At 36.9% G+C, this 13,074-nt stretch carries 11 protein-coding genes and 1 pseudogene; 8 read left to right on the plus strand and 4 right to left on the minus strand.

Going from position 1 to position 13,074, the window contains the following annotated elements; translation table 11 throughout:
- Positions 1 to 256: 256 nt before the first annotated feature.
- Positions 257 to 967 carry a TIGR04283 family arsenosugar biosynthesis glycosyltransferase gene (locus tag PN497_RS00195; protein ID WP_096572605.1) on the minus strand — a complete coding sequence of 237 codons (711 nt, stop codon included), beginning with the start codon at positions 965 to 967 and terminating at the stop codon, positions 257 to 259.
- 110 nt (positions 968 to 1,077) lie between these two features.
- Between PN497_RS00195 and PN497_RS00200 the strand changes: the two genes are divergently transcribed.
- The 5 genes from PN497_RS00200 to PN497_RS00220 all read left to right on the plus strand — a co-directional run bounded on the left by PN497_RS00200 (position 1,078) and on the right by PN497_RS00220 (position 6,355).
- Complete coding sequence (locus PN497_RS00200) at positions 1,078 to 2,088, plus strand: sodium:calcium antiporter (RefSeq protein WP_096566533.1); 1,011 nt, start codon at positions 1,078 to 1,080, stop codon at positions 2,086 to 2,088.
- A gap of 291 nt (positions 2,089 to 2,379) precedes the next feature.
- A complete protein-coding gene (locus PN497_RS00205; protein WP_096566531.1) occupies positions 2,380 to 3,615 on the plus strand; it encodes an LL-diaminopimelate aminotransferase in 1,236 nt (411 codons plus the stop codon).
- Between the two features lie 98 nt (positions 3,616 to 3,713).
- Positions 3,714 to 5,207: an AAA family ATPase gene (locus tag PN497_RS00210; protein ID WP_096566529.1), complete on the plus strand. Its 1,494-nt coding sequence runs from the start codon at positions 3,714 to 3,716 to the stop codon at positions 5,205 to 5,207.
- A 56-nt stretch (positions 5,208 to 5,263) separates the two neighbouring features.
- Positions 5,264 to 5,575, plus strand: a complete 312-nt coding sequence (locus tag PN497_RS00215) for a Uma2 family endonuclease (protein ID WP_334310591.1) — start codon at positions 5,264 to 5,266, stop codon at positions 5,573 to 5,575.
- 21 nt (positions 5,576 to 5,596) lie between these two features.
- Positions 5,597 to 6,355, plus strand: a complete 759-nt coding sequence (locus tag PN497_RS00220; protein ID WP_096566527.1) for a YebC/PmpR family DNA-binding transcriptional regulator — start codon at positions 5,597 to 5,599, stop codon at positions 6,353 to 6,355.
- 167 nt (positions 6,356 to 6,522) lie between these two features.
- On the opposite strand, the gene PN497_RS00225 is transcribed toward PN497_RS00220, so the two are convergent.
- Positions 6,523 to 7,158, minus strand: a complete 636-nt coding sequence (locus tag PN497_RS00225) for a hypothetical protein (RefSeq protein WP_096566526.1) — start codon at positions 7,156 to 7,158, stop codon at positions 6,523 to 6,525.
- A gap of 105 nt (positions 7,159 to 7,263) precedes the next feature.
- On the opposite strand from PN497_RS00225, the gene PN497_RS00230 reads away from it, so the two are divergent.
- Both PN497_RS00230 and PN497_RS00235 read left to right on the plus strand, forming a co-directional pair.
- Complete coding sequence (locus PN497_RS00230) at positions 7,264 to 8,529, plus strand: FAD-dependent hydroxylase (RefSeq protein WP_096566524.1); 1,266 nt, start codon at positions 7,264 to 7,266, stop codon at positions 8,527 to 8,529.
- 234 nt (positions 8,530 to 8,763) lie between these two features.
- Positions 8,764 to 9,348, plus strand: coding sequence for a hypothetical protein (locus PN497_RS00235; protein WP_096572604.1), 585 nt, complete (start codon positions 8,764 to 8,766; stop codon positions 9,346 to 9,348).
- A 125-nt stretch (positions 9,349 to 9,473) separates the two neighbouring features.
- Here PN497_RS00235 and PN497_RS00240 read toward each other — a convergent pair whose 3' ends face one another.
- Positions 9,474 to 10,448, minus strand: a complete 975-nt coding sequence (locus PN497_RS00240) for a fimbria/pilus outer membrane usher protein (protein ID WP_272109229.1) — start codon at positions 10,446 to 10,448, stop codon at positions 9,474 to 9,476.
- Positions 10,449 to 10,627: 179 nt separating this feature from the next.
- On the opposite strand from PN497_RS00240, the gene PN497_RS00245 reads away from it, so the two are divergent.
- Complete coding sequence (locus PN497_RS00245) at positions 10,628 to 12,817, plus strand: lytic transglycosylase domain-containing protein (RefSeq protein WP_096566520.1); 2,190 nt, start codon at positions 10,628 to 10,630, stop codon at positions 12,815 to 12,817.
- Here PN497_RS00245 and PN497_RS00250 read toward each other — a convergent pair.
- Positions 12,803 to 13,074: pseudogene (locus tag PN497_RS00250) on the minus strand (hypothetical protein); the annotation flags it as partial. The gene PN497_RS00245 and the pseudogene PN497_RS00250 sit on opposite strands and share 15 nt — an antisense overlap.

The following is a 13,074-nucleotide window of genomic DNA, read 5'->3' on the forward strand; positions in this document are numbered from 1 at the left end:
GGAGTCAGGAGTCAGGAGTCAGGAGTCAGGAGTCAAGAGTCAGGAGTCAGGAGTCAGGAGTCAGGAGTCAGGAGTCAGGAGTCAAGAGGAAATTTGAAAATTGTTTTTCATCTCTCGAACTCAACAAAAGTGCAAGGTTTTTGAGGGTGTAGACGCTATATCTTTACACTTATTTTCCTGTTTATCAGCCTCAACCCTTTGATTTATCTGGGTTTTGCATTTTTTCAGCAAGCCCTAAATAATAATGTTGCCATGATTACCATATCAAAGGGTAATTGTTATACCATTTACGGATGCGTTCTGGTGAAACACCTAATAAATAAGCAAGAACGATAATTTGATTAAGTAAGGTAGTCTTAAAAATTCCCTTTTTTAACCATCTCCGGGGTGATGTAATTACAGGAACGTCAATTATTTGAACTTTACTTATACGTTTTAAACAGGTAATCAGTTCAAAATCTTCCATAATAGGTATTTGGGGAAAATTACCAACTTCTGCAAATGCGATTTTAGTTAAAAAAATAGCTTGATCACCATAGGGTAATTGATAAAAATGCGATCGCAACTTTACACCCCACTCTACCAAACGCAAACCCCAATGAGGTGCATCTATTCGCAAAGCAAAAGCACCAGCTATAATTCCAGGTTGTTGTAATGCGGTACGAATCATAGTATCAAAACCTTGAGGTAAACGAGTATCAGCATGGAGAAACAGGAGAATTTCACCACTAGCGATCGCTGCACCTGTATTCATTTGTATAGCACGACCAGGAGCAGAAGAAATTACAGTTGCACCTAAAAATTGAGCAATAGTAGGTGTACCATCATTTGAACCACCATCAACAACAATGACTTCCACATTTATACTTGATTGAGTGCTGGTAATTGCTGCTTTAATATTATTGGCTTCATTGAGAGTAGGTATAATAATTGAAATGCGTTGAGTTTTAATATCTTGATGCACCATATCAAATACCAGATGAACCACGTTAAAAATTAAAATTGAAAATTTTTGTAAAACATTAAGTTTAACACTCATACAGCAGATTGCAGATTAATCTGGTACAGAATATAACTATGCTGCTATTCCTTCAAGTTATTGTGTGCATTGCTTTAGTCATTGCTGTGGGAACATGGCTTTCCCAAAGTGCTGATATTTTGGCAGAAAAAACCGGACTGGGGCGGACTTGGGTAGGTACAATTTTGTTAGCGGGTGTGACATCGTTACCAGAATTAGCCACAGGTACAAGTGCCATAGTGATGTTTAATTCTCCAGACTTAGCTGTAGGTGGCATTTTGGGCAGTTGTCTTTTCAATTTGCTGATTTTAGCATTACTCGATATTTACAACGGTCCTGATCCCTTATTGAAACGAGCGCAAATTAGTCACGGTTTAGCAGCAAGTTTAGGTTGTGGAATGCTGGGTATTACAGCTGCGGGAATGCTGTTGGGAAAAACAGATACTAATTTAGCTATGGGATGGGTGGGTATTCCTAGCGTGATTTTACTATTACTTTATTTTGTCAGCGCCCGGATAATTGCCCAATTTGAAACCAGAAGACGTGCAGAAGTATTAGAAGAAGAAGCAGAGGTTTTTCAATATCAACATATTACACCTGTGCAAGCATATCGCAGATTTATCATTCTCTCGGTAATGATTGTCATACTGGGTGTGTGGTTAGCATTTTTAGGCGATCGCGTTGCCGCAGTTACAGGTTTAGGACAAAGTTTTATTGGCGCACTTTTACTGGCTACAGCTACATCATTACCAGAAGTCGTGGCATCCCTGGCAGCAGTACGCCTTAATGCCGTAGATTTAGCAGTTTCTAACGTTTTTGGTTCAAATATCACTAATTTAGCAATTTTGGGCTTTTATGATTTGGTGTATTTACAGGGTAGTTTGTGGGCAAATATCAGTCAGATACATATTTTCACTGCCGTTGTTGGGATGATCATGACTTCCGTGGCCATCACAGGATTAATTTATCATGCTGTTAGTCGTTCACGTATGTATATTACCTGGGATGGATTAGCTCTGATTATCCTTTACTTAGGTGGTATGTACGTGATTTACCAGAACCTATTGTAAAGAAATGTTAAAGACAATGATACTGTAAGGGAATTTGCATAGATAAATCAAGGGATTGAGGATGATGAAAATTAAAATTGTGCATTAAAATTATGCAAGGCTTCGCCGTGAGCGTCAGTGGTAACAAAGCTTGCGGTAACAGAGCTTGTTGAATTATTGATATTAGTTCAAGATAGAGGAAAAATCAAATTGATTGTACCTGCTTTTAGCTGGTGTGAACTACGTTAAAAGTCAAATTGGCATTGTCTAAATTACAGTAAGCTATTTTAGTGCGTTTCTTCAAAATCTAGAATGGCTACTGTTAACGACAACTACCTGAAACTAAAAGCCGGTTATTTATTCCCCGAAATTGCAAGACGGGTAAATGCTTTCGCCCAAGCTAACCCCGATGCGAAAATCATCCGTTTGGGTATTGGTGATGTTACCGAACCCTTGCCAGAAGCTTGCCGGACTGCAATGATTAAGGCAGTGGAAGATATGGGCGATCGCTCTTCTTTCAAAGGTTACGGACCAGAACAAGGTTATGCTTGGTTACGGGAAAAAATCGCTGCTCAAGATTTCCAAGCTAGAGGCGCGAATGTAGAAGCTGATGAAATCTTCATCTCTGACGGTTCTAAATGCGATACGGGCAACATTTTAGAGATTTTTGGCAAAAATAACAAAATTGCTGTTACTGACCCTGTATACCCCGTTTACGTAGATACTAATGTGATGGCGGGTAATACTGGAGAAGCTAACGAAAAAGGCGAATATGCAGGTTTAATTTATCTCCCAGTCACCGCAGAAAACAACTTTACCGCAGAAATACCCAAGGAAAAAGTAGATTTAATTTATCTGTGCTTTCCCAACAACCCCACCGGTGCGATCGCAACCAAAGAACATTTACAAGAGTGGGTAAACTACGCAAAAGCTAACGGATCAATTATTTTCTTTGACGCTGCTTACGAAGCATTTATCACCGATCCTAGTCTTCCCCATTCTATCTATGAAATTGAAGGCGCTAGAGATTGTGCGATCGAATTTCGTTCCTTCTCCAAAAATGCAGGTTTCACTGGTACACGATGCGCGTTAACCGTCGTTCCCAAAACCTTAAAAGCTAAAGCTGCTGATGGTTCTGATGTAGAATTGTGGAAATTATGGAACCGTCGTCAGTCTACCAAATTTAATGGTGTTTCCTACATTGTACAGCGTGGTGCAGAAGCGGTTTATTCTGAGGAAGGACAAGCACAAACCAAAGCTTTGGTAAGTTTCTACTTAGAAAATGCCAAAATTATCCGTGAACAACTCACCAACGCAGGTTTATCGGTTTATGGTGGAGTCAATGCACCTTATGTTTGGGTGAAAACACCTCATGGTTTAACCAGTTGGGAATTTTTCGATAAGTTGCTACAAACTGTGAATGTTGTGGGAACTCCGGGTTCTGGTTTTGGTGCTGCGGGTGAAGGTTATTTCCGTATTTCCGCGTTTAACAGTCGGGAAAATGTGGAAGAAGCAATGAAGCGGATCACGGAGAAGTTTAAGGTTTAGTAGCTTGTAAATACCTTTAAAATCTCATGGTGGGCATTGCCCACCTGAATATTTGGTAGACTTGAGTTATGAGTATATTAGTTGAGAGGTGAACTTATATGAAATTGATCATCAAAAATTTAGGACCTATTAAAAATAATACTCAAGCCATTGATTTATCTAAGGATTTTTTTGTATTTGTTGGCAGAAATAATAGTGGTAAAAGTTATGTTGCTCAGTTATTGTGGGCGATTTTTAATCAAGATATAATTAATAAATTTGCATTGGAAAATTTAGAGATTATTGATAATGAAATAGTTGAAAATGTTAATAAGGTTGAAGTTACTCCTGAACTAATAGGAAAAATATTAAGTAGATACAGCAACTTTTTACAAGAAGAGACAAAAAAAGAAATATTCAATACTGGAAAAGAAGCAACAATTTTTAATAAAATTGCCATTAATTTTGATTATGAAATATCTGAATTAAAAGATGAGAAAATTGAAACTACTGTCTATATAAAAAAAGATGAGGAAGAAAATTCATTAGAGTACATAGAAATCAAAAAAGATCAAGGTGATTTGATATACTCTTTTGAAGAAAAGGACTTACCAGATAGTTTTCAGGAAATCTTTCCTAAGAGATTTTTGGACAGAAATTTACTCAACCAAAAAAAGTCTATTCTCATTGACATAATAATTAAAACTATGCTAAAACACAAGCATGAGACTTTTTTCTTACCTGCAAGCAGAATTTTCTTTCCTAACTTCTATCTTTATATTATTGACTTTGAAAGAAAAAAACGTGAACAAGATATCAAAAAACTTGTAGATTTATTAGAACGCCCTCGATCTCGTACTAAAGAGAAGATTAAATTAGCTGAATTAGAAGAATTAGATGTTTTTCAAAGACCATATACAAAACCTATTAATCAAGTCATTCAAAAACTGTTAGAAATGTATGATGCAAATATTGAGGATCATTATTTACATCTTTCTGAACAGCTACAAGAAATTCTTGGAGGTGAAATAAAAATTATTCGTCGAGAAGGAATTGGAGCAGCAGAATTTTATTTTCAAATAAGTTCTGTTGACGAACTTTTGCCAATGTATTTAGCTTCTTCTTCTGTCAACCAGTTAACACTTTTGGATACATATTTTAAATATTGGGCGGAAGAAAAAAATAATTTCTTAATGATAGATGAACCAGAAGTGAATTTACATCCAGAAAATCAGATTAAACTATTAAATATCTTAATCCAGTTCATCCAAAACGAAACCAGAAATAAAGTATTAATCACAACCCATAGTTCAATTTTAGCTAATGCTATTAATAACTATATATATTTGGATGTTCTGAAAAATCAACATGGTGTAAATGTAGAGAAAATTATCGAAGATAATAAATTATACTATGTTGATTCATCTGTATCTATCGCCAAGGAAAAAGTCGGTGTTTATTTCTTCACAGGTGATAAAATTATAGACTATGAAAGCGGTGATTATGGTATTTATTTTAGAAATTTTCGAGAAGTTGAAAATAACTTAGATAAATCACTTCGCATTCTGACTGATTATATTTATGTTCAGGAAGATGAGGGTGACGATGAGTAAAGGTAATAAACGCGATGTGCGTAATTTGAGAGATGAATTTCACAAAGCTTTATTAAATGATAGGTAAACGGCGTTTACAACCAGATGATCCACCACCAGATTTAGCAATAGAAACTGATGTGACATCAAAAACAACTCTGGATGCTTATCAGGCTATTGGAGTTCCTGAATTATGGATTTTTGATAGTGGTAAGTTGTCTATTTATTTATTGCAAGATGGGAAATATATCAAGTCTGAAAAAAGTCCCTATTTTGAGGATATACCTATTACTGAGATTATACCTGATACTGTTGAGCGTAGTTGGCAGGTAGGAAGTTTTCAGGCTTTGGAAGAATTTACAGTGACATTATATTCTATCTTGGAGTAGAGTGTTAATATTTTTTAAGTTATGGCTGGACATAGTAAATGGGCAAATATCAAGCGTCAAAAAGCGGTAGTAGATGCGAAAAGGGGAAGTATCTTTACCCAACTATCGCGGGCGATAATAGTTGCTGCTAGGAGTGGGATACCAGATCCAGCGGGAAATTTTCAGTTGCGGACAGCGATTGATAAAGCGAAAGCTGCGGGTATTCCTAATGATAACATTGAAAGAGCGATCGCTAAAGGTGCAGGTACTTTTGCAGGTGATAGCAGCAATTTAGAAGAAATTCGCTATGAAGGATATGGTCCTGGTGGTGTAGCAATTTTAATTGAAGCTTTAACAGATAATCGTAATCGTACCGCTGCTGATATTCGAGTTGCTTTTAGTAAAAATGGCGGAAATTTGGGGGAAACTGGTTGTGTAAGTTGGATGTTTTCCCAAAAAGGTGTGTGTGTTGTTGAAGATGTGGTTGATGAAGAAAATTTGTTAGAAGCATCTTTAGAAGCTGATGCTGAATCTTATGAAATGATTGAAAATAACAAAGCTGAAGTTTTTACTGAAGTGGTAAATTTAGAGAAACTAAGTCAAACATTGAAAGCCAAAAACTTTAATGTTAGAGATGTAGAATTACGTTGGATTCCGGGAAATCAAGTTGAAGTCACAGATGCTGATCAAGCTAAATCGCTGCTCAAATTAATTGATATTTTGGAAGGTTTAGATGATGTCCAAAATGTCACCGCTAATTTTGAAATGTCTGAGAATTTAATGGCTTTAAGTATGGCTTAATAGGTGATAGGGTACTGGGGAAAAAAATTTAGATTTTAGATTTTAGATTTTAGATTTTAGATTTTAGATTTTAGATTGGAGTTAACAAAAACAATCCAAAATCCAAAATCCAAAATAAATAACTCCTGACTCCTTGATATCCTAATAACTGATTACCGATTACTGAATTAACTGTCACCTGTCACCTGTATATCTTGAGAAATACTACTAGCTAAAATCCCCAGAATTTTATTTACATCTTTGAGATAATATTCACTCAAATCAATGCTTAATATTTGTTTTTCTAATTTGAGAAATTGCCAAATACTACCAGTTGTTACCGCACCATAAATGGTTTGAATGTCGCTGTGAGATTGTTGATTAAAAATTTGCGCTGCTACCATTTCCGCTGCACATTGACCTAAACCAGCATTAATATTTTCTTTAATATTTTCTTTTTTTGCTTCTACAATTATGATAACTGGGGCAGTAATAATCAGGATTTCTGGAGATTTAGTAATAATAAAATCGCAAGTACCATTTAATCCTTTACTATCATCAACTGTAAAATCTACCCCAGAAAATAAACTCACTTGCTCTTGTAATTGTCGCCTTAAATCTACTAAAATAGGAGAAATAATTAGTTCAGAACGAGCTTTTTCACTATTACTTCCTACAGCAATTGGCAGGTTATAATTCAGAATTTCTGTCAGTAAATTACTAGCTGCTAATTCGGGAACAGCAGCAAAAATATCGCGTTTTTCTAAAGTAGTTAATTCAAACTCTTGTTTGGCTTTAGCTAAACTAAACTCGCTGTAAGACATAGACTCATTTTGCGGGTAATTTTTCTACTCAACTTGCTCTATTAAGAGACTTGCGTAAAAATAATAGATAAAACACCTTCATCTATCTTTACATCTATCTTCACAATGTCACTCACTCAGCTTACTCAAACTCTCACTCCCCCCCACACAACGACAGACAAACCAGGATATGATTATGATTTGGTGATAGTCGGTGGTGGTATAGTTGGTTTAACTTTGGCTGCTGCTTTAAAGAACTCTGGTTTAAGTATACTGCTAATCGAAGCTAGGGTGACATCAGCCGCAGTAGCTAAAGGTCAAGCTTATGCTGTACATATGTTATCAGCCCGCATTTTTCAAGGAATTGGCATTTGGGATAAAATTCTACCTAATATTGCTAAATATAGACAGGTATTTTTATCTGATGCTGACTATCCCGATGTGGTGAAATTTCAAACTGCTGATATAGACACACAAACACCAGAATTAGGTTATGTAGCAGAACATTTTGCCCTGTTAGAACCTTTACAAGAATTTGTGAAAAATTGTGCAAATGTAACTTATTTGTGTCCAGCAGAAGTTGTCACCACACAAAATGAAAAAGATATAGTGAATGTGAATATTAAAGTTGACGGTGAACAGCAACAAATTAAAACTAAATTGTTAGTAGCTGCTGATGGTTCACGTTCCAAAATTCGAGAAGCTGCGGGAATTAAAACTAAAGGTTGGAAATATTGGCAATCTTGTATAGTCGCTTTTGTCAGACCAGAAAAATCTCATAACTATACAGCTTATGAGAAATTTTGGCAAAGTGGACCTTTTGCAATTTTACCTTTACCTGGTAACAGATGTCGCATTGTTTGGACAGCACCCCATGAAGAAGCAAAAGCTTTGTGTGCTTTAAGTGATGAGGAATTTTTAGCGGAACTAAGTCAGCGGTATGGTAAGCAGATGGGTAAATTAGAATTATTAGGCGATCGCTTTATTTTTCAGGTACAATTAATGCAGAGCGATCGCTATGTTCTCCCCCGTTTAGCTTTAGTTGGTGATGCTGCACACAACTGTCATCCCGTCGGTGGACAAGGTTTAAATTTAGGTATTCGTGACGCTGCTGCTTTAGCTGAAGTTATCCAAACAGCACACCAAAACGGTGCAGATATTGGTAAAATTGAAATTCTCAAACAATATGAACGGTGGCGAAAAAAAGAGAATTTGGCAATTTTAGGTTTTACCGATTTGTTAGATCGGGTATTTTCTAATAATATCTTACCTGTGGTAGTTATTCGTCGTTTAGGTTTATGGTTGATGCAGCGAGTCCCAATGTTGAAAATCTTTGCACTTAAATTAATGATCGGTTTAAAAGGTAGAACTCCCGAATTAGGGAAAATGTAAGAAAATGTAAAATGATTTATAATTGGGAAATAAGGTGACAGGAGAAAAATCAATTCTTTCTCCTGACTCCTGTACGGGCGAAGCATTCGGAAAATAGCCTTTTCATAAAATTGATAGTTTGTCGCCCGAATGCTTCGCCCCTACAACTTAAGCTATTGCTAATATCCAAATAGCAAACTTTACACTTGCCAATCAGTTTGTTATTCTCAATCAATGGAATTACTAAATTTAGATATGAACTTTAAAATCATACCTTACACCCTGGCAGCATCTATTTTCTTGAGTGGTTCTCTAATTAGTCAACCTACATTAGCCAATCAACCACAAACAACAGTAAAATCTATATGGCAAGTCTTTTCTTCCCAAGAAGGAGGATTTAGTATTTTATTTCCTGGTTCACCCACAGTGACAAAACAAAAAATCAAAAATAAAACTGGCGAAGTTGAAGTGAATTTATTTATCGTTGAACGCCCCCAGGAAGATGTAAAATACACAGTTGCTTATATTGACTATCCAGAAGAATACATTGAACTATTAAAACGTAATAATCAGGTTGAAGCAGCGATAGATACTGGCAAGAAAACAGCTTTAGAAAATGCCAAAGGAACTTTAATTAGTGAAGAACAAATGAGTTTAGAAGGTCATTTTGGCAAAGAAGTTAACTATACTAAACCAGGGGATAAAATTGTTAAACAAAGAATCTTTTTAGTTGATAGAAGATTATATCAAGTCAGTGCAGAAACCACTACAAAAATGCAAAAATTTCTAACTAAAAGTATTAGTGGTTTTTGTGATTCTTTCAAGTTGTTACCAAAATAAGGTTTACTGAAAAGATATTTTAACCCCTCCCTAACCCTCCCCTTGTCAATGGGAGGGAATTGGATTTTCTGGTTTTCCCTCTTGATCAGAGGGCATTAAGGGGGGTAAAAATTTGATATTTAAACTTACTTGGAAGGAATTTTCAGTATACCTGTATCATATATGCCTTTAGCATCAGATGGAATTTCCAAGGGAATCACTGCTGGAGGGTCAGTAAATAAGCGTATTTCATAGCGTCCTGGTTTTAATCCCGAAGTAGCAAACTTACCTGATCGATTAGTAAAGATAGTAACTGGTTGCCAATTACGATCGCCCACAGCAACAATTTGTCCTGATCCTAAAGAAATAGGTTCACCATTAGCATTTAATAACTGTCCTCGCAAGAAAACAGTAGCGTCTGTTCCCACTTGCACTAATGTACCACTGTTATAACTTGGCAAAACTTTGATGACGCGATCGCCTACATCTATTCCTATAGGTAAATTAACTGTATCAATTATGAGATTAGAAATATTATAAGGACTTAAATTTGGCACTACACCAAATCCTAAATTATCAATGCGGGTGGTATAACCACCGGAAATAGGATTAATACCAATTTCTTGACCTTTAATACTGTTTTTGGGAATTACTAAAGCAAAACTATTATTAAGAGGACGTGACCACCCCAAATAACCATCAACAAATACCAAAGCAGTACCAAGACTGAATTTAGTTGTATTGGCGATCGCATTATTTCCATCCCTAGCAAAAACCGTATTATGAGATAAATCCCAAACAAAACGATAACCTGTATAAGATAATGCCCCGTTCAAATTATAACTTTGATCATTTTGGGTTAAACTTAGGGAAGGTTTTGGCGTGCCGATAGTTCGCAACGGGTTATAATTCCAATTTAGACGATTAGTAGGTTCTCCCCTATTATTGATATTAGATGATGCTTGGATTGATTGACGTATTCGAGGTAAAGTCCAAGAAAAACTAATGTCAGCACGTTGTTCTCCAAAACCAGTCCGATCTAGATTTTGACTGAGATTGAGATTCACATTTAACCCGTTGCGGAAACTCCTAGAGAGACCCGCGATTGTAATTGGTAACAATTCAAACCAAAACAGCCTTTGTCAATATTCATGAATTACCCTTAGGCAAAAATCAGGTTTTTAGTCATATCTTGCCTAACTGCTACAACATTTCCAGCCAATAGTGTTAAAGTGGCAAAAAACTGACTTGATTTTTCTTCATTTTTCTTTTCTAGAGCCTAGACTAAAAGCGGGTATCCATGCTGAAAAAACTACAAAACAAGCAAATTTATTTGATTGCTGGTGCTGGACTATGTGCCTTTTTAGTCGGGGGTATGTTATCAGCCCCAGAAGCTGGAAAAACCTTGAGTAAATGGTTCAACTTGAGTCAGAGTCAGCCTGAAAAATTATCTGAGGCTAATAAATCCCAGTCGGTTGTCTTTCGTTTGGCATCACAATCTTTACCGGAACGGGCGGCAAAACTTGCGGAAATTGCGGAGAATGGCAGTTCACCAGATCGGGAAAGGGCGCGTTATCTGTTAGCAAGTGATTATATAGAAACTGATCAAGGTAAAAAAGCTTTGAGTTTGTTAGAAGGTCTAGAGAAAGACTATCCTGTTTTAGCACCGTATATTTTACTGAAACAAGCCCAAGCACAAGATATTCTAGGTGAAAAAGGCCAAGCTTCCGATCTGCGGCAAAAAGTGTTAAAAGATTATCCTGAAGATGCAGCAGTAGTTAAAGCTATATATTTGATTGGGTTGCCAAAGCTACATGAACAGGCGATCGCTCAATTTCCTTCCCATCCCCTCACCTGGGAAATTATCCGCAAACGCCTACGAGAAAACCCCAATCAACTCAAGTTAAAATTAATCTTAGCTAAATATGCCTCTGATGAGCCAGGAATTACTGGTATTTTAGATCAGTTGGCTAAACAACCCCAACTCACAGCCGCAGATTGGGATATCATCGCTTCTGTATATTGGGATAATAACGAATTTGCTAAGGCTGCCAGTGCTTATACAAAAGCTCCGAAAACAGCTAAAAATCTTTATCGCAGGGCGCGAGGATTACAAATAGATAAAAAACGAGATCAAGCAATTGCTATTTATAAGCAACAAATCCAAGAATTTCCCGATGATGAAGAAACGGGAACAGCTTTATTAAGATTAGCAGAAATCACCCCTGGCAAAGCTGCCATACCTTATCTTGACCAAATTATTAATAAGTTTCCCAAACAAGCACCCCAAGCACTGGAACAAAAAGCTAAACTGCTAGAGTCGCTTAAAGATAATCAGGCAGCTACAGAAACCTGGAAATTATTGTTAGGTAGATATAGCAACTCTGAGGAAGCAGCAGAATATCGCTGGAAAAATGCCCTCAATAAAGCCAAAAATAGAGATTACGTAAGTGCATGGCAGTGGGCGCAACCAATTGCTACAGAAAATCCCAGGAGTATTTTAGCTCCCAGAGCCAGTTTTTGGGTAGGAAAATGGGCAACTCTACTAGGTAAACAGGAAGATGCACGGAAAGCTTATGAGTATGTATTGAGTCAATTTCCCCAATCTTATTATGCTTGGCGGGCTGCTAGTATTTTAGGTTTAGATGTAGGTGATTTTAGTAACTTGCGTTTAATGAACCCAGAAATTATCCCGCCCCAACGTCCTGTACCTCCAGCGGGTTCTGATACCTTTAAAGAATTGTATTTGTTAGGACAGGATCGAGATGCTTGGTATGAGTGGGAAACAGCATTTAAAAATAACAGTCAACCTACCATAGCGGAAGAATTTACAGAAGGGTTGATGCGGTTAGCAAAGGGTGAAAATTTGATTGGTATTGCTAAGATATCTAAATTAGAAGATCGGGAAAAACCAGAGGAACAAGCGGAATTTGCCGCTTTAAGTAAAGAAATCACCTATTGGCAAGCCCGTTATCCGTTTCCTTATTTCCAAGAAATACAAAAATGGTCCTTATCACGTCAACTTAACCCCCTCCTAGTTACAGCATTGATGCGCCAAGAGTCAATGTTTCAGCCGAAAATTAAATCAGTGGTTGGTGCGACGGGTTTAATGCAGGTAATGCCGAGTACCGCAGCATGGATAGCCCCACAAATTGGTATGGATATCAAAAACCTCAATTTGGAAAACCCCAATGATAATATTATGTTGGGTACATGGTATTTGGATCATACCCATCAACAATATGGTAATAATTCCATGTTGGCGATCGCCAGTTACAACGCAGGTCCGGGAAATGTGGCTAAATGGTTACAAACCATCCCTAAACAAGATCCAGATGAGTTTGTAGAAGAAATACCTTTTGGTGAAACTAGAAATTACGTCCGCTTGGTATTTGGTAACTATTGGAATTATCTGCGCTTGTATAATCCGTCAATTTCCGCTTTAGTAGCTAAATACTCAGAACAACAACCTAAATTACCGCAGCAGTAATGGTGATGGGTGATGGGTGATAAGACCAAAACGTAAGTACAGGAGAAGTAGGGGCGAAGTAGGGGCGAAGCATTCGGAAAATAGCCTGGTCATAAAATTGATAATTTGTTGCCCGAATGCTTCGCCCTTACAGGAAAATAGCCTGGTCATAAAATTGATAATTTGTTGCCCGAATGCTTCGCCCTTACGGGAAAATAGCCTGGTCATAAAATTGATAATTTGTTGCCCGAATGCTTCGCCCTTACAGGAAAATAGCC

Origin of the sequence: Sphaerospermopsis kisseleviana CS-549 (assembly GCF_028329225.1) — a bacterium.
GTDB classification, from domain to species: domain Bacteria; phylum Cyanobacteriota; class Cyanobacteriia; order Cyanobacteriales; family Nostocaceae; genus Sphaerospermopsis; species Sphaerospermopsis kisseleviana.

Bases quoted from the DNA above. Each gene is read 5' to 3' on its own strand.
- PN497_RS00195 (WP_096572605.1), bottom strand. From the start codon at position 967: ATGGTGCATCAAGATATTAAAACTCAACGCATTTCAATTATTATACCT.
- PN497_RS00200 (WP_096566533.1), top strand. From the start codon at position 1,078: ATGCTGCTATTCCTTCAAGTTATTGTGTGCATTGCTTTAGTCATTGCT.
- PN497_RS00205 (WP_096566531.1), top strand. From the start codon at position 2,380: ATGGCTACTGTTAACGACAACTACCTGAAACTAAAAGCCGGTTATTTA.
- PN497_RS00210 (WP_096566529.1), top strand. From the start codon at position 3,714: ATGAAATTGATCATCAAAAATTTAGGACCTATTAAAAATAATACTCAA.
- PN497_RS00215 (WP_334310591.1), top strand. From the start codon at position 5,264: ATGATAGGTAAACGGCGTTTACAACCAGATGATCCACCACCAGATTTA.
- PN497_RS00220 (WP_096566527.1), top strand. From the start codon at position 5,597: ATGGCTGGACATAGTAAATGGGCAAATATCAAGCGTCAAAAAGCGGTA.
- PN497_RS00225 (WP_096566526.1), bottom strand. From the start codon at position 7,158: ATGTCTTACAGCGAGTTTAGTTTAGCTAAAGCCAAACAAGAGTTTGAA.
- PN497_RS00230 (WP_096566524.1), top strand. From the start codon at position 7,264: ATGTCACTCACTCAGCTTACTCAAACTCTCACTCCCCCCCACACAACG.
- PN497_RS00235 (WP_096572604.1), top strand. From the start codon at position 8,764: ATGAACTTTAAAATCATACCTTACACCCTGGCAGCATCTATTTTCTTG.
- PN497_RS00245 (WP_096566520.1), top strand. From the start codon at position 10,628: ATGCTGAAAAAACTACAAAACAAGCAAATTTATTTGATTGCTGGTGCT.